This is a genomic window from Kitasatospora sp. NPDC058492 (genome assembly GCF_042720685.1).
In the GTDB taxonomy this organism is placed as follows: Bacteria; Actinomycetota; Actinomycetes; order Streptomycetales; family Streptomycetaceae; genus Kitasatospora.
The window spans coordinates 8,898-33,927 of the sequence record NZ_JBHXMU010000019.1; the positions used below are offsets into that span (position 1 = coordinate 8,898).

Consider the following 25,030-nt stretch of genomic DNA (forward strand, 5'->3'; position numbering starts at 1 on the left):
AAACCCCTACCCTCCCTTGTGTGGTGGTCTTTTTTTTTTCTAAACAACCCCCCACCCCCCCACCCGCCCCGCGGCCCCCGGTCGGGGGTCCCCGCGCCCGTCGCGCGTTTTACCCGGGCGGCGTAAGGTGGTGCCCTACTCGCCAGTAACTTGGCGTTCGGAAACCGCAGTGAAGGGCAGGCCACCCCCCATGACCACCGCGACCCGCAGCGAGTTCGACCAGGGCATCGCCCTGACCCGGCACCCTGACGAGCCCGGCCGCTACGAGGCCGAACTCGGTGCCGGCTGGCAGATCGGCGGCGGGGTCAACGGCGGGCTGCTGCTCGCCGTCGCCGGACACGCGCTGTCGCTGGAGCACGGCGACCACCCCGACCCGGTGTCGATCAGTGGTTACTACCTGTCCGCCTCCACGCCCGGCCCGGCCACCGTCCGCACCGAGGTGCTGCGCACCGGCCGCGGGCTCTCCACCGGCACCGCCTCGCTCAGCCAGGACGGCGTGGAGCGGCTGCGGGTGGTCGCCAGCCACGGCGACCTCTCCACCGCCGACGGCGAGGTGCGCACCAGCGCCCTGCCGCCGCAGCTGCCGCCGCCGGACCAGTGCATCGGCGTCGAGCACGCGCCCCGGGAGCTGATCGCCCAGGCCGAACTGCTGGAGCGCTTCGACCTGCGGCTGGACCCGGCCACCATCGGCTGGGCGCTCGGGCAGCCGTCCGGCAACGGGCGGATCCAGGGCTGGTTCCGGCTCGCCGACGGCCGCGATCCCGACCCGCTGCTGCTCCTGCTGGTCGCCGACGCGCTGCCGCCGGTGACCTTCGACCTGGGCATGCCCGGCTGGGCCCCGACCGTCGAACTGACCGTCCACCTGCGGGCCAGGCCGGTCCCGGGCTGGCTGCGGGTCACCCACGCCACCCGCAACGTGGCCGGCGGGTACTTCGAGGAGGACGCCGAGGTCTGGGACGAGTCCGGCCGCCTGGTCGCGCAGTCCCGCCAGCTGGCCCGGGTGCCGCGGACGGCGTGAATCACATCGTCTTACCGTCGGTTACATTCCTGTGACACGCCGTACGTGTGCGGCGCGCGCGGATGGGGAGATAGACGGTCAGCGGCGAGCCGGCCGCTGACCGTCACCTGCCGACGCCAGGAGCCATTCGATGAGCCATAGTGGCCGCGCCCGCCGCAACTCCGACTGCACCGCCGGCGGCCCGCGACCCACGGTGCGGGCGCCGCACCAGCGGCGGCGGGTCGAGGGGGCCGAGCAGGCGTTCGTCATCGGGATCCTGACCAGCGCGGCCGACTTCGCCCGGGCCCGCGCCTGGGGGCTGTCGAACGCCGCCGACCACGAGCAGTACCTGGCCGAGACCGCCGAGTTGCTGGCCGACGCCCTGGAGCGCTTCGACACCGTGCGGGCCCGGATGTTCCACCCGCAGGACTTCGCGGAGTTCTGCGTGCTGCACGGGCTGGACCCGGCCGAGCCGCTCGCCCGCGACCGCTACCTGGTCAATCCGCCGTTGCAGACCCAGCTGTTGGCCTATCAGGGCGAGGAACTGGCCGGGGACTTCGTGCCGCGCCTGGTCCGGGCCCGGGAGAGCGGGCTGACGCTCTGCCACGCCGACCTGCTGCTGGACGGCGGCCTGTCCGGGGCCGCGGGCGAGGTCGACGAGGAGCACGCCCGCTGGGTGCGCGCCGCCCGTCAGCGCGGCGCCGAGGTGTTCCGCCGGATGCTGGTCGGCGCGGGCGCCGGGGTGTACGAGCTGCGGCTGCGGGTGGACGCGCCGGGCGGGCGGCTGACCGCGGCGGCCCGGGTGCTGCAGTGGGAGGACGGAGTGGTCCGGATCAACGACGAGGACCTGGAGCTGGTCTGCGCGGTGCTGTGCGCCGGATTGGCGCTGGAGCTGCCGGGGGTGGCGGTGCTGCACGGCTCGCAGGGCTCGGTGGCGGCGGGCGGCGCCCGCGGCGCAGCCGCTGACGAGCACTTCCTGCCGGCCTCCTGGGCCTGGTCGAGCGGCGGGCAGGACTGGGCGCCGGCTGCCGGGCCGGTGCGGTTGGACGGCGTGGCGGCGCAGCCCGGCTACAGCCTGGGGACGGTCTGCTGAGCCGGCCGTGGACGCGCGACGGCGCGGCCCCCGGGATGCGGGGTGCCGCGCCGTGACGTTTCTGCAAGGCCCGGGGCGTGGCCCGGACCGCGGACCGAGCCGACGGGAGCCGGTGCGGCGAGCGTCAGCTCGCCTCCTCCTCGCGCACCGCACGGCGCGCGTCGGGGTTCAGCACGCCCCAGGAGATCAGCTGCTCGGTGAGGATCGACGGCGACTGGTCGTAGATGACCGCCAGGGTGCGCAGGTCGTCCTGGCGGATCGACAGCACCTTGCCGTTGTAGTCGCCGCGCTGGCTCTGGATCGTCGCCGCGTAGCGCTGCAGCGGGCCGGCCTTCTCGGACGGGACCTGGGTCAGTCTCTCCAGGTCGAGCACCAGGCGCGGCGGCGGCTCGGCCGCGCCGCCGGGGGTGCCGCCGGGCAGCAGCTCCTGCACCGGGACGCCGTAGAACTCCGCCAGCTCGGCCAGCCGCTGCACGGTGACCGCACGGTCGCCGCGCTCGTACGAGCCGACGACGACTGCCTTCCAGCGCCCCTGGGACTTCTCCTCGACACCGTGCAGGGAGAGACCCTGCTGAGTGCGGATCGCTCGGAGCTTGCCCCCGAGTTGCTTCGCGTAGTCGCTGGACATTGATCTCCCCGGACGAGATTGCTTCGCGTTCAGTGGTGGGTCACGGACGATGGTCGACGCCGTTACCGGTGGGTTCGACGTCCGTCTCGTAACTCACTGTGAGGTTACGTAGAGTAAGGTAGCTGCGTCAAGCCGAATGGGGCAGTCGTGCGAATGGCCCGCATCCGCGGCGCGTCCGGGGCGTGAACCCGGCGAAGCGGAATGGTGCGTGTCCGGTTGCCTCCCGGCCCGCTGCTAGGATGGCTCGAAGCCCGCGCCAGGTCGGCGGGGGCAGTCCCAGACATCCTTTAAGGCCCGTCCAGTGAGGCGGGGAAGGAGGTCCGCTTCGGCATGACCACACACCAAGATTCGACGCCGCGACCGCCGCACCAGGTGCTGGACGGCACGGACATCGCCCGGGTCGTCACCCGGATAGCGCACGAGATCGTCGAGCGCGCCAAGGGCGCCGAGGACGTCGTGCTGCTCGGCATCCACACCAGGGGCGTCCACCTCGCCCGCCGCCTGCACGGCCGGCTGGCCCAGATCACCGGGCGCGAGATCCCGCTGGGTGCCCTGGACATCACCATGTACCGGGACGACCTGCGGCTCAAGCCCGCCCGCGCCCTGGAGCACACCGAGATCCCGTCCGGCGGCATCGACGGCAAGCTCGTCATCCTCGTCGACGACGTGCTCTTCTCCGGCCGCACCATCCGGGCCGCGCTCGACGCGCTGAACGACATCGGCCGCCCGCGCGCCGTCCAGCTCGCCGTCCTGGTCGACCGCGGCCACCGCGAGCTGCCGATCCGGGCCGACTACGTGGGCAAGAACCTCCCCACCTCGCTGCGCGAGGCCGTGCAGGTGCGCCTGTCCGACAGCGACGGCGTGGACGCCGTGCTGGTCGGCGACCGCGCCTACACCGATGCGTCGCGCTCCGCGCGCGATGAACAGGGTTCGCAGGCCCTGGCCTCCCAGCCGTCCGAACCGCACCTCCCGGAGTAGCCCGCGTGAAGCGCCACCTCGTCTCCGCCGCCGACCTCACCCGCGACGACGCGCTGCTGATCCTGGACACCGCCGAGGAGCTGGCCCAGCTCTCCGGACGGGCCGTCAAGAAGCTGCCCACGCTGCGCGGCCGCACCGTCGTCAACCTCTTCTTCGAGGACTCGACCCGCACCAAGACCTCCTTCGAGGTCGCCGAGAAGCGGCTCTCCGCCGACGTCATCAACTTCTCCGCCAAGGGCTCCTCGGTCTCCAAGGGCGAGAGCCTCAAGGACACCGCGCTCACCCTCCAGGCGATGGGCGCCGACGCGGTCGTCGTCCGGCACCACGCCTCGGGCGCGCCGGCCCGCCTCGCCCAGTCCGACTGGCTGCACGGCAGCGTGATCAACGCCGGTGACGGCACCCACGAGCACCCCACCCAGGCGCTGCTCGACGCCTTCACCATGCGCCGCCACCTCAACGCCGGGCTGGGCAACGACCTCGCCGGGCGCCGGGTGACCATCGTCGGCGACATCCTGCACAGCCGGGTCGCCCGGTCCAACGTGCACCTGCTGACCACCCTCGGTGCCCAGGTCACCTTCGTCGCCCCGCCGACGCTGCTGCCGATCGGCATTCAGAACTGGCCCTGCGAGGTCAGCTACGACCTGGACCGCGTGCTCCCCAAGACGGACGCGGTGATGATGCTGCGGGTGCAGCGCGAGCGGATGAACGCCGCGTTCTTCCCGACCGAGCGCGAGTACAGCCGCCGCTACGGCCTGAACGGCACCCGGATGTCCCAGCTGCCCGAGCACGCCATCGTGATGCACCCCGGCCCGATGGTGCGCGGCATGGAGATCACCGCCGAGGTCGCCGACTCGCCGCGCTGCACCGTGGTCGAGCAGGTCGCCAACGGCGTGTCGGTCCGGATGGCCGTCCTGTACCTGCTGCTCGGGGGAGCCACCCTCAACGACGCCCGCACCGACTCCGTGGAGACCGCTCAGTGACCACCTACCTGATCCGCAACGCCCAGATCCTCGGCGGTGCCCCGCAGGACCTCCACCTCGCCGACGGTGTGATCAAGGCGATCGGCACCGACCTGGCGGTCGAGGCGGACATCGAGATCGACGCCGGCGGCCTGATCGTGCTGCCCGGTCTCGTCGACCTGCACACCCACCTGCGCGAGCCCGGCCGCGAGGACGCCGAGACCGTGCTCACCGGCACCCGGGCCGCCGCGATGGGCGGCTTCACCGCCGTGCACGCGATGGCCAACACCACCCCGGTGGCCGACACCGCCGGCGTGGTCGAGCAGGTCTGGCGGCTCGGCCAGGAGGCCGGCTACTGCGACGTGCAGCCGGTCGGCGCCGTCACCGTCGGCCTGGAGGGCAACAAGCTCGCCGAGCTGGGCGCGATGCACGAGTCCGCCGCGAACGTGCGGGTCTTCTCCGACGACGGCAAGTGCGTGGACGACGCGGTGCTGATGCGCCGCGCCCTGGAGTACGTCAAGGCCTTCGACGGCGTCGTCGCCCAGCACGCCCAGGAGCCGCGGCTCACCGAGGGCGCCCAGATGAACGAGGGCCAGGTCTCCGGCGAGCTCGGGCTCGGCGGCTGGCCGGCCGTCGCCGAGGAGTCGATCATCGCGCGGGACGTGCTGCTCGCCGCGCACGTCGGCTCCCGGCTGCACGTCTGCCACGTCTCCACCGCCGGCTCGGTCGAGATCATCCGCTGGGCCAAGGCCAAGGGCTGGGACGTCACCGCCGAGGTCACCCCGCACCACCTGCTGCTCACCGACGAGCTGGTCCGCTCCTACGACCCGGTCTACAAGGTCAACCCGCCGCTGCGCACCGCCGAGGACGTCCAGGCGCTGCGCAAGGCGCTCGCGGACGGCACCATCGACGCCGTCGCCACCGACCACGCGCCGCACCCGGACGAGGACAAGGACTGCGAGTGGGCCGTCGCCGCGATGGGCATGGTCGGCCTGGAGACCGCGCTGTCGGTCGTGCAGCAGACCATGGTGGACACCGGCCTGCTGAACTGGGAGGGCGTCGCCGACCGCATGTCGCACCGCCCGGCCCGGATCGGCCGTCTCGCCGGACAGGGCCGTCCCGTCTCGGTCGGTGAGCCGGCCAACCTGGTGCTGTTCGATCCCGCGTACCGTGGTGCCGTGAACCCGGACAGCTTCGCCACCCGCAGCCGCAACACCCCCTACAAGGGCCTTGACCTGCCCGGACGGGTGCACGCCACCTTCCTGCGCGGGCGCGCCACCGTGCTGGCCGGCGAGCTGGCCGAGCAGGGCGGGGCGGCGTGACCGGCCCGGCCGCGCTCGCCCAGGAGCAGGCCAAGGTCACCAACTGGCCCGGGTACATCGGCTGGGCCGTCGGCCTGCTGATCGTCATCGGGCTCGTCTACTGGCTGATGCGGCAGGGCTGGAACTGGCGGCGCACCCTCCAGGCCGGCATCCCGCCGCTGCCCGCCGTGCCGGCCGGCGCCGGGCGGACCATCCTGGAGACCAGCGGGCGGTACCACGGCTCCACCACCGCCGGGAACTGGCTCGACCGGGTCGTCGCGCACGGCCTGGGCACCCGCAGCCGCGCCGACCTCACCCTCGGCCAGGACGGCCTGCTGGTGCGGCGCCCCGGTGACGTCGACCTCTGGATCCCGGCCGGGCACCTGACCGGTGCCCGCACGGACTCCGGGATCGCCGGCAAGGTCGTCCCGGCCGGGCTGCTCGTCGTCAGCTGGACGCACGAGGGCACCGAGCTGGACTCGGGCTTCCGGGCCGACCACCCCGACGAGCACGCCGCCTGGGTCGAGGCGATCGCCCAACTCGCAACACGTACGAAGACGAAGACGGAAGAGGCCGCTCAATGACCGCACCTGCCCCCACCACGCAGCGCCGACGGCGGGAGCGCACCCCCGCCGTGCTCGTCCTGGAGGACGGCCGGACCTTCCGCGGCGAGGCCTACGGCGCGACCGGCGAGACCTTCGGCGAGGCCGTCTTCAACACCGGCATGTCCGGCTACCAGGAGACCCTCACCGACCCGTCGTACCACCGCCAGGTGGTCGTGATGACCGCCCCGCAGATCGGCAACACCGGCTGGAACGACGAGGACGACGAGTCCAAGCGGATCTGGGTCGCCGGGTACGTCGTGCGCGACCCCGCCCGGGTGGCGTCCAACTGGCGCTCCACCCGCTCGCTGGACGAGGAGCTCGTCCGCCAGGGCGTCGTCGGCATCAGCGGCATCGACACCCGGGCGCTCACCCGCCACCTGCGCGAGCGCGGCGCGATGCGCTGCGGCATCTTCTCCGGCGAGGCGCTGACCGACCAGGCCGAACTGCTCGCCCGGGTGCAGCAGTCGCCCGAGATGAAGGGCGCCGACCTGTGCGCCGAGGTGGCGACCACCGAGGCGTACGTCGTGCCCGCGATCGGTGAGAAGAAGTTCACCGTCGCCGCGCTGGACCTCGGCATCAAGGGGATGACCCCGCAGCGGATGGCCGAGCGCGGCATCGAGGTGCACGTGCTGCCGGCCAACTCCACCCTGGAGGACCTCTACGCGGTCCAGCCGGACGGCGTCTTCTTCTCCAACGGCCCGGGCGACCCGGCCACCGCCGACCACCAGGTCGCCGTCGCGCAGGGCGTGCTGGAGCGCGGGACCCCGTTCTTCGGGATCTGCTTCGGCAACCAGATCCTCGGCCGCGCACTGGGCTTCGGCACCTACAAGCTCAAGTACGGCCACCGCGGCATCAACCAGCCGGTGCAGGACCGCACCACCGGCAAGGTCGAGGTGACCGCGCACAACCACGGCTTCGCCGTGAACGCACCGCTGGACCGGGTGAGCGACACCCCCTTCGGGCGGGTCGAGGTCTCCCACGTCTGCCTCAACGACGACGTGGTCGAGGGCCTCCAGGCGCTCGACGTCCCCGCCTTCAGCGTGCAGTACCACCCCGAAGCGGCGGCCGGCCCGCACGACGCGGCCTACCTCTTCGACCGGTTCGTCGAGCTCATGCGCGGCGACGACAAGCACAGCGCGAAGCTCATGGAGGGCCAGCGTGCCTAAGCGCACTGACATCAAGTCCGTCCTGGTGATCGGGTCCGGCCCGATCGTGATCGGCCAGGCCGCCGAGTTCGACTACTCGGGCACGCAGGCCTGCCGCGTCCTCAAGGCCGAGGGCCTGCGGGTCGTGCTGGTCAACTCCAACCCGGCCACGATCATGACCGACCCGGAGATCGCCGACGCCACCTACGTCGAGCCGATCACCCCGGAGTTCGTCGAACGGATCATCGCCAAGGAGCGCCCCGACGCGCTGCTGCCGACCCTCGGCGGGCAGACCGCGCTCAACACCGCGATCTCCCTGCACTCGGCCGGCACGCTGGAGAAGTACGGCGTCGAGCTGATCGGCGCCGACGTGGTGGCGATCAACAAGGGCGAGGACCGCCAGCTGTTCAAGGGCGTCGTCGAGGCGGTCAACGCCAAGATCGGCCACGGCGAGTCCGCCCGCTCGGTCATCTGCCACTCGATGGACGACGTGCTGGCCGGCGTCGACACGCTCGGCGGCTACCCCGTCGTCGTGCGCCCCTCCTTCACCATGGGCGGCGCCGGCTCCGGCTTCGCCCACGACGAGGAGGACCTGCGCCGCATCGCCGGCCAGGGCCTGGCCCTCTCGCCGACCACCGAGGTGCTCCTGGAGGAGTCCATCCTCGGCTGGAAGGAGTACGAGCTGGAGCTGATGCGCGACAAGAACGACAACGTCGTGGTCGTCTGCTCCATCGAGAACTTCGACCCGATGGGCGTGCACACCGGTGACTCGATCACCGTCGCCCCGGCGATGACCCTCACCGACCGTGAGTACCAGATCCTGCGCGACATCGGCATCGCCGTGATCCGCGAGGTCGGCGTCGACACCGGCGGCTGCAACATCCAGTTCGCCGTCAACCCCGACAGCGGCCGGGTCATCGTCATCGAGATGAACCCGCGGGTGTCGCGCTCCTCCGCGCTGGCCTCGAAGGCGACCGGCTTCCCGATCGCCAAGATCGCCGCCAAGCTGGCCGTCGGCTACACGCTCGACGAGATCCCCAACGACATCACCGAGCAGACCCCGGCCTCCTTCGAGCCGGCCCTCGACTACGTCGTGGTGAAGGTCCCCCGGTTCGCGTTCGAGAAGTTCCCGAGCGCCGACGCCACGCTGACCACCACCATGAAGTCGGTCGGCGAGGCCATGGCCATGGGCCGCAACTTCCCCGAGGCGCTGCAGAAGGCGCTGCGCTCGCTGGAGAAGAAGGGCTCCCAGTTCTCCTGGACCGGCCCGGTCGGCGACAAGGCCGAGCTGCTGGTCAAGGCGGTCGTGCCGACCGACGGCCGGATCAACACCGTGATGCAGGCCATCCGGGCCGGTGCCACCCCGGAGGAGGTGTTCGAGGCCACCAAGATCGACCCGTGGTTCGTCGACCAGCTCTTCCTGCTCGACGAGATCGCCGCCGAGCTGACCGAGGCCGCGAAGCTCACCCCCGAGCTGCTGCGCCACGCCAAGCGGCACGGCTTCTCCGACCAGCAGATCGGCGAGATCCGCGGCCTGAAGCCGGACGTCGTCCGCGAGGTCCGGCACGCGCTCGGCATCCGCCCGGTGTTCAAGACCGTCGACACCTGCGCCGCCGAGTTCGCCGCCAAGACCCCGTACTTCTACTCGTCCTACGACGAGGAGAACGAGGTCGCCCCGCGCACCAAGCCGGCCGTGATCATCCTCGGCTCCGGCCCGAACCGCATCGGCCAGGGCATCGAGTTCGACTACTCCTGCGTGCACGCCTCCTTCGCGCTGGCCGACGCCGGGTACGAGACCGTGATGGTCAACTGCAACCCGGAGACCGTCTCCACCGACTACGACACCTCCGACCGGCTCTACTTCGAGCCGCTCACCCTGGAGGACGTGCTGGAGATCGTCCACGCCGAGCAGCAGGCCGGCCCGCTGGCCGGCGTGATCGTCCAGCTCGGCGGCCAGACCCCGCTCGGCCTGGCCCAGGCGCTCAAGGACAACGGCGTGCCGATCGTCGGCACCCAGCCCGAGGCGATCGACCTCGCCGAGGAGCGCGGCGCCTTCGGCCGCGTGCTGCGCGACGCCGGCCTGCCCGCCCCCAAGCACGGCACCGCCTTCTCCTTCGCCGAGGCCAAGGCCATCGCCGACGAGATCGGCTACCCGGTGCTCGCCCGCCCGTCGTACGTGCTCGGCGGCCGCGGCATGGAGATCGTCTACGACGAGGCCTCGCTCGCCTCCTACCTGGAGCGCCACGCCGGCCTGATCTCCGAGCACCCGGTGCTCATCGACCGCTTCCTCGACGACGCGGTGGAGATCGACGTCGACGCGCTGTACGACGGCACCGAGCTCTACCTCGGCGGCGTCATGGAGCACATCGAGGAGGCCGGCATCCACTCCGGCGACTCCGCCTGCGCGCTGCCCCCGATCACCCTCGGCGGCTACGACATCAAGCGCCTGCGCACCTCCACCGAGGCCATCGCGCGCGGCGTCGGCGTCCGCGGCCTGATCAACATCCAGTTCGCGCTGGCCGGGGACATCCTGTACGTGCTGGAGGCCAACCCGCGCGCCTCCCGCACCGTGCCGTTCACCTCCAAGGCGACCGCCGTGCCGCTGGCCAAGGCCGCCGCCCGGATCTCGCTCGGCGCCACCATCGCCGAACTGCGCGCCGAGGGCCTGCTCCCGGCCGAGGGCGACGGCGGCACGCTGCCGGCCGACGCGCCGATCGCGGTCAAGGAGGCCGTGATGCCGTGGAGCCGCTTCCGCGACATCCACGGCCGCGGCGTGGACACCGTGCTCGGCCCGGAGATGCGCTCGACCGGCGAGGTCATGGGCATCGACAAGGTCTTCGGCACGGCCTACGCCAAGGCCCAGGCCGGCGCCTACGGCGCGCTGCCGACCAAGGGCAAGGTCTTCGTCTCGGTCGCCAACCGCGACAAGCGCAACCTGGTCTTCCCGGCCCGCGCGCTGGTCGGCCTCGGCTTCGAGGTGCTCGCCACCGCCGGCACCGCCGAGGTGCTGCACCGCGGCGGCATCCCGTCCACGCTGGTGCGCAAGCACAGCGAGGGCGAGGGCCCCAACGGCGAGCGGACCATCGTCCAGCTGATCCACGACGGTGAGGTCGACCTCATCATCAACACGCCGTACGGCACCGGCGGGCGCCTCGACGGCTACGAGATCCGCACCGCCGCCGTGTCCCGCGGCGTGCCCTGCCTGACCACGGTCCAGGCGATGGGCGCGGCCGTCCAGGGCATGGACGCGCTGCTGCGCGACGAGGTCGGGGTGATGTCGCTCCAGGAGCACGCCGCGCTGATCAACGCCGGCCGCAAGTAGCACCACAGCAGTGGGGGGCACCGAGGCCAGCCGGGTGCCCCCCACTTCCATGCCCTGATCCGGGTGCTCACGCTCAGATCCGGGCCCTGATCCGGGAGTTGGGTTTTTGTACAAGCTGCTGTTCGACCTCGTCTTCAAGAAGATGGACCCCGAGAAGGCCCACCACCTCGCCTTCTTCTGGATCCGGCTCGCCTCCTCGGTGCCCGGCCTGCGCACGCTGGCGCGGCTGGTGCTCGCCCCGCGCGACCGGGCGCTGCACACCACCGCCCTCGGCCTCGACCTGCCGGGCCCGTTCGGCCTGGCGGCCGGCTTCGACAAGAACGGCGTCGGCATCGACGGCCTGGCGATGCTCGGCTTCGACTACGTCGAGATCGGCACCATCACCGGCGAGCCCCAGCCGGGCAACCCGACGCCCCGGCTGTTCCGCCTGGTCGAGGACCGCGCGCTGATCAACCGGATGGGCTTCAACAACCAGGGCTCGGCCCGGGTCGCCGCGCGCCTCGCCGCCCGCCCGCACACCAGCTCCACCCCGGTGATCGGCGTCAACATCGGCAAGACCAAGGTGGTCGAGGAGGCCGACGCCGTCGCCGACTACGTCAAGTCCACCGAGCGGCTGGCCAAGTACGCCGACTACCTGGTCGTCAACGTCAGTTCGCCGAACACCCCCGGGCTGCGCAACCTCCAGGCCGTGGACCACCTGCGCCCGCTGCTCGCCGCCGTCCGCGAGGCCGCCGACCGCACCACCGCGCACCACGTCCCGCTGCTGGTCAAGATCGCCCCCGACCTGGCCGACGAGGACGTCGACGCGGTCGCCGACCTCGCCCTGGAACTGGGCCTGGACGGCATCATCGCCACCAACACCACGATCGGCCGCGAAGGCCTGCGCACCGACGCCGCCCGGGTCGAGGAGATCGGCATGGGCGGCCTGTCCGGCGCCCCGCTCAAGGCCCGCGCCCTGGAGGTGCTCCAGCGCCTGCGCGCCCGGACCGGGGGCCGGCTGACGCTGGTCTCGGTCGGCGGCGTCGAGACCGCCGAGGACGTCTGGCAGCGGATCGTCCACGGCGCGGACCTCGTCCAGGGCTACAGCGCCTTCATCTACGAGGGTCCGTTCTGGTGCCGCCGGATCCACCGGGGCCTCTCCGCCCGGATCCGGGCCGCGGGCTACCGCGACCTGGCCGCCGCCGTCGGCAGTGCCGTCGACGGCGCCAAGGCCTCCTCCTGAACCTCCGTACGCCACGGCTCCGTACGACGCCCCGTGCGAGCCGTGTAGGACCCGCGCACGGCCTCCGTGCGGCCTCCCCACGACCTTCCGGAAGGACGACATGACCCTCGCCCCGTTCGGCGCCCGGCTGCGCCAGGCCCTCGACACCCGTGGCCAGCTCTGCGTCGGCATCGACCCGCACGCCTCCCTGCTCGCCGCCTGGGGGCTCGGCGACGACCTCGCCGGCCTGGAGACCTTCAGCCGCACCGTCGTCGAGGCGCTGGCCGACCGGGTGGCCGTGCTCAAGCCGCAGGCCGCCTTCTTCGAGCGCTTCGGCAGCAAGGGCGTCGCGGTGCTGGAGAAGTCCGTCGAGGAGGCCAGGGCGGCCGGCGCGCTGGTCCTGATGGACGCCAAGCGCGGCGACATCGGCTCCACCATGGCCGCCTACGCGGAGGCCTTCCTGTCGCCCGGCAGCCCGCTGTTCTCGGACGCCGTCACGGTCAGCCCGTACCTGGGCTTCGGCTCGCTGCGCCCGGCCCTCGACCTGGCCCGCGCGCAGGGCTGCGGGGTGTTCGCGCTGGCGCTCACCTCCAACCCGGAGGGCCACGAGGTGCAGCGGGCGGTCGGCGCGAACGGCGAGTCGGTCGCGGCCTCGGTGCTGCGGCAGCTGGCGGCGGAGAACGGCGACGCCGCCCCGCTGGGCTCCTTCGGCGCGGTCGTCGGCGCGACGCTCGCCGACGCGGGCGTGGAACTGGCCATCAACGGCCCGCTGCTGGCCCCCGGGATCGGCGCCCAGGGCGCGACGATGGCCGACCTGCCGCGGGTGTTCGGCGCCGCGGTGATCAACGTGGTGCCGAGCGTCAGCCGGGACGTGCTCAAGCACGGTCCGTCGGTGGCGGCCCTGCGCTCGGCGGCCGAGCGGTTCGTCGGCGAGTACGCGGACGCGGTGAAGTAGCAGACACGGTGAAGTAGCGGACGTGGTGAAGTAGCGGCGATCGCGGGCGCGAGCGCGTAGCGGGGCGATGACCCTGCGCAGTGTGCGCAGCCCGGCGAGGGTCCCCGGACCCCACCGAAGTTGACGTGAGCGCCGTCACATTGGCGGCGTCAAAGTTTCGCAATCGCGGTCATTTTGCCCTGGAAAGTCCTGGTCGGCCTTGGCTGACCAGGACTTTTCGTGTTCTTTTCCTGACGTGGCGCCGCAATCCGGGTAGTGTCCGGCGATAGGTCATCGGCGAGCCGCGAAACCCGTAGCTCCCGCAGGTCAAGGGCCCTGTGGTTCCCCTTGCGGACGGTGTCCTGGGATCCAAACCAGTCATAGCTCAATCCCTTCCTTCCACACCCTGAGGTGAACGGCGTGGCTCTTCCGCCCCTTACCCCTGAACAGCGCACCGCCGCGCTCGCCAAGGCCGCCGAGGCTCGCCGGGAGCGCGCCGAGGTCAAGAACCGGCTCAAGCACTCCGGCGCCTCCCTGCACGAGGTGATCAAGGCCGGAAAGGCCGAGAACGACGTCATCGGCAAGATGAAGGTCTCCGCACTGCTGGAGTCCCTTCCCGGCGTCGGCAAGGTCCGTGCCAAGCAGATCATGGAACGCCTCGGCATCAGCGAGAGCCGGCGCGTCCGCGGCCTCGGTACGAACCAGATCGCCTCCCTGGAGCGGGAGTTCGGCGGCGGTGCCGCCTGACCGTGCCCCGTGGTCCCGGGAGCGTCCGCGATCCGGGATAATCGGTGCATGAGTGAGCGTCCGCGGCTGACCGTGCTCTCCGGCCCTTCGGGGGTCGGCAAGAGCACGGTCGTCGCTCATATGAGGAAGCAGCACCCCGAGGTCTGGCTCTCGGTGTCGGCGACGACCCGGCACCCGAGGCCGGGCGAGCAGAACGGGGTCCAGTACCACTTCGTCGACAACGACGAGTTCGACAAGCTGATCGCCAACGGCGAGCTGCTGGAGTGGGCCGTCTTCGCCGGCAACCGCTACGGCACCCCGCGCTCGGCGGTGCTGGAGAAGCTGGAGCGCGGCGAGCCCGTCCTGCTGGAGATCGACCTCCAGGGCGCCCGCCAGGTGCGCGAGTCGATGCCCGAGGCGCAGCTGGTCTTCCTGGCCCCGCCGAGCTGGGACGAGCTGGTCCGACGGCTGACCGGTCGGGGCACGGAGTCGCAGGACGTGATCGCGAAGCGGCTGGAGGCGGCCAAGGTCGAGCTCGCGGCCGAGACCGAGTTCGACACGACCCTTGTCAACACCTCCGTCGAGCAGGTAGCGGCCGAACTGCTAGCCTTGCTCGGTGTAGCCTGACCTGTCTGTCTTTTCCACCCTTTCGGAAGGTTTTCGCGTGTCCTCTTCCATGACCGCGCCCGAGGGCATCATCAACCCGCCGATCGACGAGCTGCTTGAGGCCACCGACTCCAAGTACAGCCTCGTGATCTACGCCGCCAAGCGCGCGCGTCAGATCAACGCGTACTACTCCCAGCTCGGTGAGGGCCTGCTCGAGTACGTCGGCCCGCTGGTCGACACCCACGTGCACGAGAAGCCGCTGTCGATCGCGCTGCGCGAGATCAACGCGGGCATGCTGACCGCCGAGGCGATCGAAGCCGCCTGAGGCGGTGCTCCGAAGTTTCTTGTGGAAGGGCCCGGCGGAATCGTTTCCGCCGGGCCCTTCGGCATTCCCGGGGGCTGTGGGATCGACCACGGTGCGCGCGGCGGCTGAGGGGCCGTAGGGTGTGCACGTCCCAGGAGTGGAGGAGAGCGGGAGTATGAGCGCGACTTCGGACCGGAGCGGGCCGGCGGACGCGCCGCGCGTCGCCCTCGGCGTCAGCGGCGGCATCGCCGCCTACAAGGCGTGCGAGCTGCTCCGCCGGTTCACCGAGTCCGGCCACCAGGTCACCGTGGTGCCCACCGAGGCCGCGCTGCACTTCGTCGGCGAGGCCACCTGGGCCGCGCTCTCCGGCCGCCCGGCCGCCACCGAGACCTGGGAGCGCGTGCACGAGGTGCCGCACGTGCGGATCGGCCAGCAGGCCGACCTGGTCGTGGTCGCCCCCGCCACCGCCGACCTGATCGCCAAGGCCGCCCACGGCCTCGCCGACGACCTGCTCACCAACACCCTGCTCACCGCCCGCTGTCCGGTCGTCCTGGCGCCCGCCATGCACACCGAGATGTGGGAGCACCCCGCCACCCGGGACAACGTCGCCACGCTGCGCCGCCGCGGCGTGATCGTGCTGGAGCCGGCCGTCGGGCGGCTCACCGGCAAGGACACCGGCAAGGGGCGGCTGCCCGAGCCGTCCGCGATCTTCGACGCCTGCCGGGCCGTGCTGCGCCGGGGCGGGGCCGCCCCGACCGACCTGGCGGGCCGGCACGTGGTGGTCTCGGCCGGCGGCACCCGCGAGCCGCTGGACCCGGTGCGGTTCCTGGGCAACCGCTCCTCCGGCAAGCAGGGCTACGCGCTGGCCGTGACGGCCGCGGCCCGTGGGGCGCGCGTGACGTTGGTCTCGGCCAACGCGGAGCTCGCCGACCCGGCCGGGGTCGACGTGGTGCACGTCTCGACCGCGCTGGAGCTGCGCGAGGAGGCCCTGAAGGCGGCGGCGTCGGCCGACGCCGTGGTCATGGCCGCGGCCGTGGCGGACTTCCGGCCCGCCGAGTACGCCAGCGGCAAGATCAAGAAGGTCGAGGGCGTCGAGCCGGCGCCGGTCGCCCTCGTCCGCAACCCCGACGTCCTGGCCGAGCTGGCGGCGCACCGCGCCCGTTCGGGCCAACTCGTGGTGGGTTTCGCGGCGGAGACCGACGACGTGCTCGCCAACGGCCGCGCCAAGCTCGCCCGCAAGGGCTGCGACCTGCTGGTCGTCAACGAGGTGGGCAACGGCAAGGCCTTCGGGACGGACGTCAACGAGGCCGTGGTGCTGGGCTCGGACGGCAGTGAGACGGCCGTTCCGGTGGGTCCGAAGGAGGCGTTGGCGGACGTGGTCTGGGACCTGGTCGTCAAGCGGCTGGAAACGGTCGGCGACTGATCAAGCCCTGCTGGAGATCGGTCGAGATTTCCGGAAGCGGGTGACGTTCGGCGGAGGCATCCCGTTAGACTCCAGGAATCAAGTCTTTCCGGATGTCCTCGGTTCGCCGGGGGCCTTCAGTCAGCAGCCGCTGCAACCCCAGGGAGCGCTGTGTCTCGCCGCCTGTTCACCTCGGAGTCCGTCACCGAGGGACACCCCGACAAGATCGCTGACCAGATCAGCGACACCATCCTTGACGCTCTCCTGCGAGAGGACCCGACCTCCCGGGTCGCCGTGGAGACGCTCATCACCACCGGCCAGGTGCACGTGGCCGGCGAGGTGACCACCAAGGCGTACGCGCCGATCGCCCAGCTCGTCCGGGACAAGATCCTGGAGATCGGCTACGACAGCTCCAAGAAGGGCTTCGACGGCGCCTCCTGCGGCGTGTCGGTGTCCATCGGCGCGCAGTCGCCCGACATCGCTCAGGGCGTCGACACCGCGTACGAGGCTCGGGTCGAGGGCGACGAGGACGACCTGGACAAGCAGGGCGCCGGCGACCAGGGCCTGATGTTCGGCTACGCGTCCGACGAGACGCCCGAGCTGATGCCGCTGCCGATCACCATCGCGCACCGCCTCTCGCGCCGCCTGACCGAGGTCCGCAAGAACGGGACCATCCCGTACCTGCGCCCCGACGGCAAGACCCAGGTCACCATCGAGTACGACGGCGACAAGGCCGTCCGCCTCGACACCGTGGTGGTCTCCACCCAGCACGCCAGTGACATCGACCTGGAGTCGCTGCTCACCCCCGACATCCGCGAGTTCGTGGTCGAGCCCGAGCTGAAGGCGCTCGCCGACCAGGGCATCAAGCTGGTCACCGAGGGCTACCGCCTGCTGGTGAACCCGACCGGCCGCTTCGAGATCGGCGGCCCGATGGGCGACGCCGGCCTCACCGGCCGCAAGATCATCATCGACACCTACGGCGGCATGGCCCGCCACGGTGGCGGCGCCTTCTCCGGCAAGGACCCGTCCAAGGTCGACCGCTCGGCCGCGTACGCGATGCGCTGGGTGGCGAAGAACATCGTCGCCGCCGGCCTCGCCCGCCGCGCCGAGGTGCAGGTCGCGTACGCGATCGGCAAGGCCGAGCCCGTGGGCCTGTTCGTCGAGACCTTCGGCACCGAGACCGTGCCGGTGCTGTCCATCCAGAAGGCCGTCACCGACGTCTTCGACCTGCGCCCGGCCGCGATCATCCGCGACCTGGACCTGCTGCGCCCGATCTACTCCCAGACCGCGGCGTACGGCCACTTCGGCCGTGAGCTGCCCGACTTCACCTGGGAGCGCACCGACCGGGTGGAGCAGCTGAAGGCGGCCGTGAAGGACTGAACGGCCTGATCGTCCGGAAGCGGCGCCTACCCCCGGGCGGGGTGGGCGCCGCTTCTGTGCGTTCTGTCGGTGTGACCTGGTAGTACTGGGAGCGATGAGCAGCACAGGGGAGACGGAGAACACGGAGAACGGGGCCGAGCCGGAGCAGCTGGCGTTCATCCGGGAGACGGTCAAGCGGGCCAAGCCCCGGACGTGGCGCGGCGCCAAGCGGGCCGAGCACCTGCCGGTGGCCCGGGTCGTGGTGGACAAGGGCGTGCTCACCATCGACAAGTTCTTCGACTACGAGGTGCCGGCCGCGATGGCCGAGGAGGCCCGCCCGGGCGCCCGGGTGCGGGTGCGCTTCGGCGCGCGCGTGGTGAAGGGCCAGCGCGAGGGCGGGGAACTGCACGACGGATTCATCGTCGCCCGGCTGGAGAAGAGCGACTTCCCCGGCCCGCTCGCCCCGCTCGCCCAGGTGCTCTCACCCGAGCCCGTGCTCACCCCCCAGCTGCTCCGGCTCTGCCGGACCGTCGCCGACCGCTACGCCGGCACCCTCGCCGACGTCCTCCAACTGGCCGTCCCGCCCCGGCACGCCAAGGCCGAGGCCGAGCCCTCGCCGCCGGCGCTCCCGCGCCCCCCGGCCCCCGCCCCCGGGGGCTGGCAGCGCTACCCGGCCGGGCCCGACTTCCTCGCCGCGCTGGCCGACGGCGGCGCGCCGCGCGCCGTCTGGGCGGCGCTGCCCGGCCCCGGCTGGCCGTACGAGATCGCGCGCGCCGTCGCCGCCACGCTGGCGGGCGGGCGCGGCGCGCTCGTCGTGCTGCCCGAGGGGCGGTCGGTGGCCCGGGTCGACCAGGCGCTCACCGAACTGCTCGGCGCGGGCCGGCACGTGGCCCTGGAGGCCGACCTCGGCCCGCGCGAGCGCTACCGGCGCTGGCTGGCGGTGAGCCGCGGCTCGGTGCACGCCGTGATCGGCACCCGCGCCACCATGTTCGCGCCGGTGCGCGACCTCGGGCTGGTCGTCGTCTGGTCCGACGGCGACAACAGCCACAGCGACCCGCGCGCCCCGCACCCGCACGTGCGCGAGGTCGCGCTGCTGCGCGCCGCCGAAGAGGGCGCGGCCGTGCTGCTCGGCGGCCACGCCGTCACGGTGGAGGGCGCGCAGCTGGTCAGCACCGGGTGGGCCCGCCCGCTGACCGCCGACCGGGAGACCGTGCGCCGGATCGCGCCGCGGGTGCGGACCGTCACCGACCAGGACCAGCACCGCGACGGCGCCGCCCAGTCCGCCCGGCTGCCCTCGGTGGCCTGGGAGGCCGCCCGGGAGTCACTGGCCGCCGGACACCCGGTGCTCATCCAGGTGCCCCGGCGCGGCTACGTGCCCCGGCTGTCCTGCGCGCGCTGCCGCACCCCCGCCCGGTGCCGGCGGTGCGAGGGCCCGCTGGAGGCGCCCGCGGCCGACGCCGCGCTGAACTGCGGCTGGTGCGGGGAGGCGGAGACGGACTGGCACTGCCCCGAGTGCGGCTCGTTCCGGCTGCGCGCCCAAGTGGTCGGCGCCCGGCGCACGGCGGAGGAACTGGGCAAGGCGTTCCCGCGGATCCCGGTGCGCACCTCCGGACGGGACGCGGTGCTGGCCACCGTCCCGGACGAGCCGTCGCTGGTGATCTCCACGCCCGGTGCGGAGCCGGTGGTGGACGGTGGCACCGGGTACGGGGCCGCGCTGCTGCTGGACGGCTGGGCGCTGCTCGGCCGGCCCGACCTGCGGGCCGGGGAGGAGACGCTGCGGCTCTGGCTGGCGGCCGCCGCGCTGGTTCGGTCCGCCGAGGAGGGCGGCTCGGTGGTCGTGGTCGCCGAGCCGTCGGCGCGGCCGGTGCAGGCCCTGGTCCGCTGGGACCCGCTGGGCCACGCCGGGCTGGAACGCGACGAGCGGGCGCAGCTGCACTTCCCGCCGGTTTCGCGGATGGCGTCGGTCAGCGGCAGCCCGGCGGCCGTGGCCGACCTGCTGGGGCTGATCCGGCTGCCCTCGGAGGCGGACGTGCTCGGGCCGGTACCGGCCCCGGCCCTGCGCGGGGAGGAACAGGAGCGCGCGCTGCTGCGGGTGCCGCCAGGGCAGGGGGCGGCGCTGGCGGCGGCCCTCAAGGCGGCGCAGATCGCGCGGATCGCGCTGCGGACGCCGGAGGCGGTCCGGGTGCGGGTGGATCCGACCGACATCGGGTGAGGCCGGCGGGGGCGGGGTGAGTGGCCACCCCGCCCCGGATGGCGCTGGTCGGACGGCGGCGTCAGCCGCGCAGCGGGATGCCGGTGCGGTCGATCGGGGTGCGGTCGATCGGGGTGCGCTCGGGGGTGGTGCGGTCGGCCGGGGGGCGGTCGAGGGGGCCGCGCTCCGGGGCGGTGCGGTCGAGGTTGCCGCGTTCGAGGTTGCCGCGCTCCAGGGCGTTGCGCTCCAGGGCGTTGCGGTCGAGGCTGCTGCGGTCCAGGCCGCCCTGGCGGGCCGCCGGGACGGTCGCCGCCAGGCCGCCGGACGGCACGGCGGGCAGCTCCTCCGAGCGGTCCGGGCGGCCCTGGCCCGGGACGGCACCGCTGGCGGCGAGGAGTTCGCTGGTCGGGCGGCGCATCCCGTACCGGCGGTGCACGGCCTGCTTGGTGACCCCGAGGGCCGAGCCCACCGAGTCCCAGGAGAAGCCCAGCGCCCGGTCGAACTCGACCGCCGCCGCGACCAGGGTCTCCACGCTCTCCCTCAGCTCCTGCGCCAGGCGCACGGTCGGCGCGGGCGCCCGTCCGTACACCACGAAGCCGGCCGACGTGCTGGGCCGGCGCGGACGGTAGACGTTGCCCAACTGGGCGGTGAGCGTCCGCAGCGCGTCGACCTGCCGCCTCACCCGCTCGATGTCCCGCACCAGCAGGTGCAGGCTTGCCCGCGCCCGGGCGTCGTGGTTGATCTGCTCGGCCATGGCCTACGTGCCACCTTCCGTACGGTTCAGCTCGGCCGGGGCGCGGTGTCCCGTGCGCCCGGCCCCGGTCAATCTCACTTGACCAACGCCGAAGCGGGGGCCGGGGTAACGCCGCCGGGCAGACTCGGGATATGCCAGAAGCCGGTGCCGGGGTGGGGGAGGGGCGTTCGGGGCCGCGCGAAGGGTGGTGCGAGGGGCGGTGCGAGGGCATGGGCGGCGGGCCGGGTGCGTTGCATAGACTTGCCGGGAACCCGTAGTTGCCCGCAACCCCGCACCCTCGACGGACAGGAGCCCGTACCCCATGGCGATCCAGCCGATCCGGCTCTTCGGAGACCCCGTCCTGCGGGCCACCGCCCAGCCGGTGACCACGTTCGACAAGGAACTGCGCACCCTGGTCGGCGACCTCACCGAAACCATGCTCAACGCCCCTGGTGCAGGCCTCGCCGCGCCCCAACTCGGCGTCTCCCTGCGGGTGTTCACCTATCACGTGGACGGTGTCACCGGGCACCTGATCAACCCGGACCTGTCGCTGACCGAGGAGGAGCAGGACGGCCCCGAGGGCTGCCTCTCGCTGCCCGGCCTGCGCTACGACACCAAGCGCGCCTACGGCGTGGTCGCCAAGGGCTTCACCATGTACGGCGATCCGGTCACCCTGGAGGGCACCCGGCTGCTCGCCCGTTGCATCCAGCACGAGACCGACCACCTCGACGGCATCATCTTCATCGACCGGCTCGACCGCGAGCAGCGCAAGGCCGCGCTGAAGGCGATCCGCGACACCGACTGGGGCGGCGCGCCCGCGCCGGTCGTCAAGGTCTCCCCGCACAGCACGTTCGGCGCCGCGCGCTGAACCCTCTGGCGCCGAACCCTCTGGCGCCGAACCCTCTGATCTCCAACGTCTTCTTGCAGAAAGGCACTTGATGCGTCTCGTCTTCGCCGGCACCCCCGAGGTCGCCGTTCCCGCCCTGGACGCCCTGCTCGCCTCCGACCGGCACGAGGTCGTCGCGGTGGTCACCCGCCCCGACGCCCCCGCCGGGCGAGGGCGCAAGCTGGTCGCCAGCCCCGTCGCCCAGCGCGCCGAGGAGGCCGGGATCGAGGTCCTCAAGCCGGCGAAGCCCAGCGACCCGGAGTTCGTCGCCCGGCTCACCGAACTCGCCCCCGACTGCTGCCCGGTGGTCGCCTACGGCGCGCTGCTGCGTCCCGGCACGCTGGAGATCCCCAAGCGCGGCTGGGTCAACCTGCACTTCTCGCTGCTGCCCGCCTGGCGCGGCGCGGCCCCCGTCCAGCACGCGGTGCTGGCCGGCGACGAGGTCACCGGCGCGGCCACCTTCCTGATCGAGCAGGGCCTGGACTCCGGTCCGGTCTACGGCGTGATCACCGAGGAGATCCGCCCGACCGACACCAGCGGCGAACTGCTCACCCGCCTCTCGGTGTCCGGCGCGCGACTGCTCACCGCCACCATGGACGGCATCGAGGACGGCTCCCTGCACGCCCTCCCGCAGCCGGCCGAGGGCGTCACGCTCGCCCCGAAGATCACCGTCGAGGACGCGCGCATCGAGTGGAGCCACCCCGCCCTGCGGATCGACCGTGTGGTGCGCGGCTGCGCCCCGGCGCCCGGCGCCTGGACGGAGTTCCGCGGCGAGCGGCTGAAGATCACCGGGCCGGTGAAGCTGCTGACCGACTCGTCCGCCCTGGCGCCCGGGGAGCTGGCCGTGGTCGGCAAGAACAGCGTGCGGGTCGGGACGGGCAGCCACGAGGTCGAACTCGGGGAGGTCCGGCCGCAGGGGAAGAAGGAGATGCGGGCGGCGGACTGGGCGCGCGGGGCGCGGCTGGAGTCCGGGGAGCGCTTCGGCTCCGAGGGCTGAGGCTCAGGTTTAGCGTTACTGTTCGTCTGATAACCACTGATAATCGTCTGATAGCCACCGATAACCACCGCAGCACCTTGAGGCACCCTGTGACCACCCCCAGCGCCCAGCGCGCCCCCCGCCCGCACCGCCGCCCGAAGAAGGACCCGGCCCGGATCGTCGCGTTCCGCGCGCTGCGCGCCGTCGACGAGCGCGACGCGTACGCCAACCTGATCCTGCCGTCGCTGCTCCGCGAAGCCGAGCAGAAGGGCATGGACCGGCGCGACGCCGCCCTCGCCACCGAGCTCGTCTACGGCACCCTGCGCTTGCAGGGCACCTACGACGCGATCATCGCCGCCTGCATCGACCGGCCGCTCAGCAAGGTCGACCCGCCGGTCCTGGACGTGCTCTCGCTCGGCGCCCACCAGCTGCTCACCACCCGCATCCCCAGCCACGCGGCGGTCTCGGCCACCGTCGAGCTGGCCCGGGTGGTGCTCGGCGACGGCAAGGCCAAGTTCGTCAACGCCGTCCTGCGCCGGATCAGCGCCCACGACCTGGACGCCTGGATCGAGAAGGTCGCCCCGCCGTACGAGAAGGACGCCGAGGACCACCTCGCCGTCGTCCACTCGCACCCGCGCTGGGTCGTCTCCGCGCTCTGGGACTCGCTCGGCCGCTGGCAGCCCGACGCTTCCGGGCGCAGCGCCCTGGAGGACCTGCTGCGTGCCGACAACGAGCGGCCCGAGGTGACCCTCGTCGCCCGCCCCGGCCGGGTCGACGTCGGCGAACTCGCCGACGCGCTGCCCGAGGCCGAGCCCGGCCGCTGGTCCCCGTTCGCGCTGCGGCTCGCCGAAGGCGGCGACCCGGGCTCGTTGGAGGCCGTCCGGGACAACCGGGCGGGCGTCCAGGACGAAGGCAGCCAGCTGGTCGCCCTCGCCCTGGCCAACGCCCCGCTGGACGGCCCGGACCGGCTCTGGCTGGACGGCTGCGCCGGCCCCGGCGGCAAGGCCGCGCTGCTCGCGGCGCTGGCCGCCGAACGCGGCGCCGGGCTGGTCGCGAGCGAGAAGCAGCCGCACCGCGCGCGGCTGGTCGCCCGGGCGCTGGAGGGCAACCCCGGCCCGTACACGGTGATCACCGCGGACGGCACCCGCCCGGCCTGGCGCTCCGGCGGCTTCGACCGGGTGCTGGTCGACGTGCCGTGCTCCGGCCTGGGCGCCCTGCGCCGCCGCCCCGAGGCGCGCTGGCGCCGCCGCCCCGCCGACGTCGCGGCCTTCGGCCCGCTCCAGCGGGACCTGCTGCGCTCGGCGATCGACGCCACCCGGGTCGGCGGGGTGGTCGGGTACGCGACCTGCTCGCCGCACCTCGCGGAGACCCGGGCCGTCGTGGACGACGTGCTGCGGGCCGAGGGCGGCCGGGTCGAGTGGATCGACGCGCGCCCGCTGCTGCCCGGCGTCCCCGCGCTCGGGGACGGGCCGGACGTGCAGCTCTGGCCGCACCTGCACGGGACGGACGCGATGTACCTGGCGCTGCTGCGGCGGACGGCGTGATCCGCTGATCCCGTGATCCCGTGACCTGGTGGGGGGACTGGGGAGAGCGGTGCGCTCAGCCGGGTGAGGGGGGCTGCGGCCGGGCGGGCGGGGGGCCGGGGAGGTCGGTGAGGAGGGCGTGGGCCTGGGCGCGGAGGCGGTCGACCGGGGGGTCCTCGCAGATCACCTCCAGGCCGAGCCCGCTCGCCTGCCCCCGGTGGTAGTACGACTGGTAGGCGAGGTAGGGGCGGTGGCCGTCGGTGGGGTCCAGCCCGACGGCGAGCGTCGCGAAGTGGGTGCGCTCGTTCTCGGTGCGCTCGAACTCCGTCCGGGAGAGCCGCCATTCGAACTCGTACGGCTCCGGATCGGACGGCAGGTCCAGCAGCGCCTGGGCGAGCCGGCGGACGTCCTCCGGCCCGGCGAACGGGAGCGACTCGGACCAGCGGGGCGCGGCGGCGAGCAGCTCCCAGCCGCCGCCGTTGCGGCTGACGGACAGTGCCCACTCGCCGTCCTGGTCGTGCCAGTGGCAGCTGAGGATCGGATCCATGGTGGTCAACCTCCTTGTGAGGCTTGGCCGTTCGGCTCTCCCCATCGTGGCACACCGGACCGCCGAAGGGAGCCGGGCGGGGCGGCCGGCGGGGGCGCGTGGGGATTTCGGGCCGGGGGTGGTCAGTCGGTGGCCGGGTCCGGCGCGGGGTGCCAGGGGCGGTCGGCGCGGGTCGGGCGGGCTGCGGCGGTGAGGCGCAGGGCGTACACCTCGCGGTCGGTGGCCGGGTGCGGGACGGGGCCGAGGTAGTCGTGGCCGGTCAGGTGGCACCAGGCGGGAAGGTCGAGGGGGGCGGCGGGGTCGGTGGTGTGGATGTGCACCACCGCGCCGGCCGGCAGGTCGGCGATCCGGGCGCGCAGGCGCAGCAGCAGTTGGACGCAGAGCAGGCCGGTGCCGTCGACGGTCAGGTCGGGGGCGGGCTCCTGGCCGGGCTGCTGCCCGGGGGTGTGGGTCATGGGGTTGCTGCCCTTCGCGGTGGTGCGGCGGTGCCGGGGTGCAGGGCTCAGCCTAGGCGCCGGGCCGGGGCGAGGCGCTGATGGCCCTCGCCCTGGACCCGGAGAGCGGCACCCGTTGCCGTCCGGGACGGTGCGGTACGCGGCGCCGTTCGGGATCTA

The 25,030-nt window shown here is 73.0% G+C and carries 22 protein-coding genes and 1 pseudogene; 19 read left to right on the forward strand and 4 right to left on the reverse strand.

Annotation, left to right across the window (positions count from 1 at the left end; translation table 11 throughout):
- Positions 1–190 precede the first annotated feature (190 nt).
- Positions 191–1,018 carry a thioesterase family protein gene (locus tag ACFWPI_RS14895; protein ID WP_380370793.1) on the forward strand — a complete coding sequence of 276 codons (828 nt, stop codon included), beginning with the start codon at positions 191–193 and terminating at the stop codon, positions 1,016–1,018.
- 130 nt (positions 1,019–1,148) lie between these two features.
- Positions 1,149–2,090 carry a hypothetical protein gene (locus ACFWPI_RS14900; protein WP_380370790.1) on the forward strand — a complete coding sequence of 314 codons (942 nt, stop codon included), beginning with the start codon at positions 1,149–1,151 and terminating at the stop codon, positions 2,088–2,090.
- A gap of 124 nt (positions 2,091–2,214) precedes the next feature.
- Here the strand turns inward: ACFWPI_RS14900 and ACFWPI_RS14905 are convergent, their stop codons facing one another.
- Positions 2,215–2,718 (reverse strand): transcriptional regulator, encoded by a 504-nt coding sequence (locus ACFWPI_RS14905; protein WP_031072501.1) that lies wholly within the window; start codon positions 2,716–2,718, stop codon positions 2,215–2,217.
- Positions 2,719–3,048: 330 nt separating this feature from the next.
- On the opposite strand from ACFWPI_RS14905, the gene pyrR reads away from it, so the two are divergent.
- From pyrR to ACFWPI_RS14975, 14 genes are all read left to right on the forward strand, one after another.
- On the forward strand, positions 3,049–3,696 hold the full coding sequence (gene pyrR, locus ACFWPI_RS14910; protein ID WP_063346763.1) for a bifunctional pyr operon transcriptional regulator/uracil phosphoribosyltransferase PyrR: 648 nt from the start codon (positions 3,049–3,051) through the stop codon (positions 3,694–3,696).
- Between the two features lie 5 nt (positions 3,697–3,701).
- Positions 3,702–4,676, forward strand: coding sequence for an aspartate carbamoyltransferase catalytic subunit (locus ACFWPI_RS14915; RefSeq protein WP_063346762.1), 975 nt, complete (start codon positions 3,702–3,704; stop codon positions 4,674–4,676).
- Entirely contained in the window at positions 4,673–5,977 is a 1,305-nt protein-coding gene (locus ACFWPI_RS14920; protein ID WP_363372726.1) for a dihydroorotase, read from the forward strand. The genes ACFWPI_RS14915 and ACFWPI_RS14920 overlap by 4 nt, the downstream gene beginning before the upstream one ends.
- Complete coding sequence (locus tag ACFWPI_RS14925; protein ID WP_380370787.1) at positions 5,974–6,540, forward strand: hypothetical protein; 567 nt, start codon at positions 5,974–5,976, stop codon at positions 6,538–6,540. The genes ACFWPI_RS14920 and ACFWPI_RS14925 overlap by 4 nt, the downstream gene beginning before the upstream one ends.
- Positions 6,537–7,727, forward strand: a complete 1,191-nt coding sequence (carA, locus tag ACFWPI_RS14930) for a glutamine-hydrolyzing carbamoyl-phosphate synthase small subunit (protein ID WP_063346759.1) — start codon at positions 6,537–6,539, stop codon at positions 7,725–7,727. Before ACFWPI_RS14925 ends, carA begins: the two co-directional genes overlap by 4 nt.
- Positions 7,720–11,028 (forward strand): carbamoyl-phosphate synthase large subunit, encoded by a 3,309-nt coding sequence (carB, locus tag ACFWPI_RS14935; RefSeq protein WP_380370784.1) that lies wholly within the window; start codon positions 7,720–7,722, stop codon positions 11,026–11,028. Before carA ends, carB begins: the two co-directional genes overlap by 8 nt.
- A 106-nt stretch (positions 11,029–11,134) precedes the next feature.
- Positions 11,135–12,250 (forward strand): quinone-dependent dihydroorotate dehydrogenase, encoded by a 1,116-nt coding sequence (locus ACFWPI_RS14940; protein ID WP_380370782.1) that lies wholly within the window; start codon positions 11,135–11,137, stop codon positions 12,248–12,250.
- A 100-nt stretch (positions 12,251–12,350) separates the two neighbouring features.
- On the forward strand, positions 12,351–13,184 hold the full coding sequence (gene pyrF, locus ACFWPI_RS14945; RefSeq protein WP_380370779.1) for an orotidine-5'-phosphate decarboxylase: 834 nt from the start codon (positions 12,351–12,353) through the stop codon (positions 13,182–13,184).
- Between the two features lie 399 nt (positions 13,185–13,583).
- A complete protein-coding gene (gene mihF, locus ACFWPI_RS14950; protein WP_063346755.1) occupies positions 13,584–13,910 on the forward strand; it encodes an integration host factor, actinobacterial type in 327 nt (108 codons plus the stop codon).
- A gap of 48 nt (positions 13,911–13,958) precedes the next feature.
- Entirely contained in the window at positions 13,959–14,516 is a 558-nt protein-coding gene (gene gmk / locus ACFWPI_RS14955; protein ID WP_380370776.1) for a guanylate kinase, read from the forward strand.
- A gap of 37 nt (positions 14,517–14,553) precedes the next feature.
- Positions 14,554–14,820: a DNA-directed RNA polymerase subunit omega gene (gene rpoZ / locus ACFWPI_RS14960; RefSeq protein WP_030240625.1), complete on the forward strand. Its 267-nt coding sequence runs from the start codon at positions 14,554–14,556 to the stop codon at positions 14,818–14,820.
- A gap of 154 nt (positions 14,821–14,974) precedes the next feature.
- Positions 14,975–16,222, forward strand: coding sequence for a bifunctional phosphopantothenoylcysteine decarboxylase/phosphopantothenate--cysteine ligase CoaBC (gene coaBC / locus ACFWPI_RS14965; RefSeq protein WP_380370773.1), 1,248 nt, complete (start codon positions 14,975–14,977; stop codon positions 16,220–16,222).
- Between the two features lie 150 nt (positions 16,223–16,372).
- Positions 16,373–17,581 carry a methionine adenosyltransferase gene (metK, locus tag ACFWPI_RS14970; protein ID WP_063346752.1) on the forward strand — a complete coding sequence of 403 codons (1,209 nt, stop codon included), beginning with the start codon at positions 16,373–16,375 and terminating at the stop codon, positions 17,579–17,581.
- Positions 17,582–17,675: 94 nt separating this feature from the next.
- Positions 17,676–19,772 (forward strand): primosomal protein N', encoded by a 2,097-nt coding sequence (locus ACFWPI_RS14975; RefSeq protein ID WP_380370769.1) that lies wholly within the window; start codon positions 17,676–17,678, stop codon positions 19,770–19,772.
- Between the two features lie 381 nt (positions 19,773–20,153).
- On the opposite strand, the pseudogene ACFWPI_RS14980 reads toward ACFWPI_RS14975, so the two are convergent.
- Positions 20,154–20,505, reverse strand: a pseudogene (locus tag ACFWPI_RS14980) (hypothetical protein); the annotation flags it as partial.
- Between the two features lie 301 nt (positions 20,506–20,806).
- Between ACFWPI_RS14980 and def the strand changes: the two are divergent.
- From def to ACFWPI_RS14995, 3 genes are all read left to right on the forward strand, one after another.
- On the forward strand, positions 20,807–21,352 hold the full coding sequence (def, locus tag ACFWPI_RS14985) for a peptide deformylase (RefSeq protein WP_363372712.1): 546 nt from the start codon (positions 20,807–20,809) through the stop codon (positions 21,350–21,352).
- Between the two features lie 70 nt (positions 21,353–21,422).
- Entirely contained in the window at positions 21,423–22,367 is a 945-nt protein-coding gene (fmt, locus tag ACFWPI_RS14990) for a methionyl-tRNA formyltransferase (protein WP_380370767.1), read from the forward strand.
- 89 nt (positions 22,368–22,456) lie between these two features.
- Entirely contained in the window at positions 22,457–23,890 is a 1,434-nt protein-coding gene (locus tag ACFWPI_RS14995; RefSeq protein WP_363372709.1) for a transcription antitermination factor NusB, read from the forward strand.
- Between the two features lie 55 nt (positions 23,891–23,945).
- On the opposite strand, the gene ACFWPI_RS15000 is transcribed toward ACFWPI_RS14995, so the two are convergent.
- Positions 23,946–24,416 carry a hypothetical protein gene (locus tag ACFWPI_RS15000; protein ID WP_363372707.1) on the reverse strand — a complete coding sequence of 157 codons (471 nt, stop codon included), beginning with the start codon at positions 24,414–24,416 and terminating at the stop codon, positions 23,946–23,948.
- A gap of 122 nt (positions 24,417–24,538) precedes the next feature.
- Positions 24,539–24,871 (reverse strand): sulfurtransferase TusA family protein, encoded by a 333-nt coding sequence (locus tag ACFWPI_RS15005; protein WP_063346746.1) that lies wholly within the window; start codon positions 24,869–24,871, stop codon positions 24,539–24,541.
- Positions 24,872–25,030 lie beyond the last annotated feature (159 nt).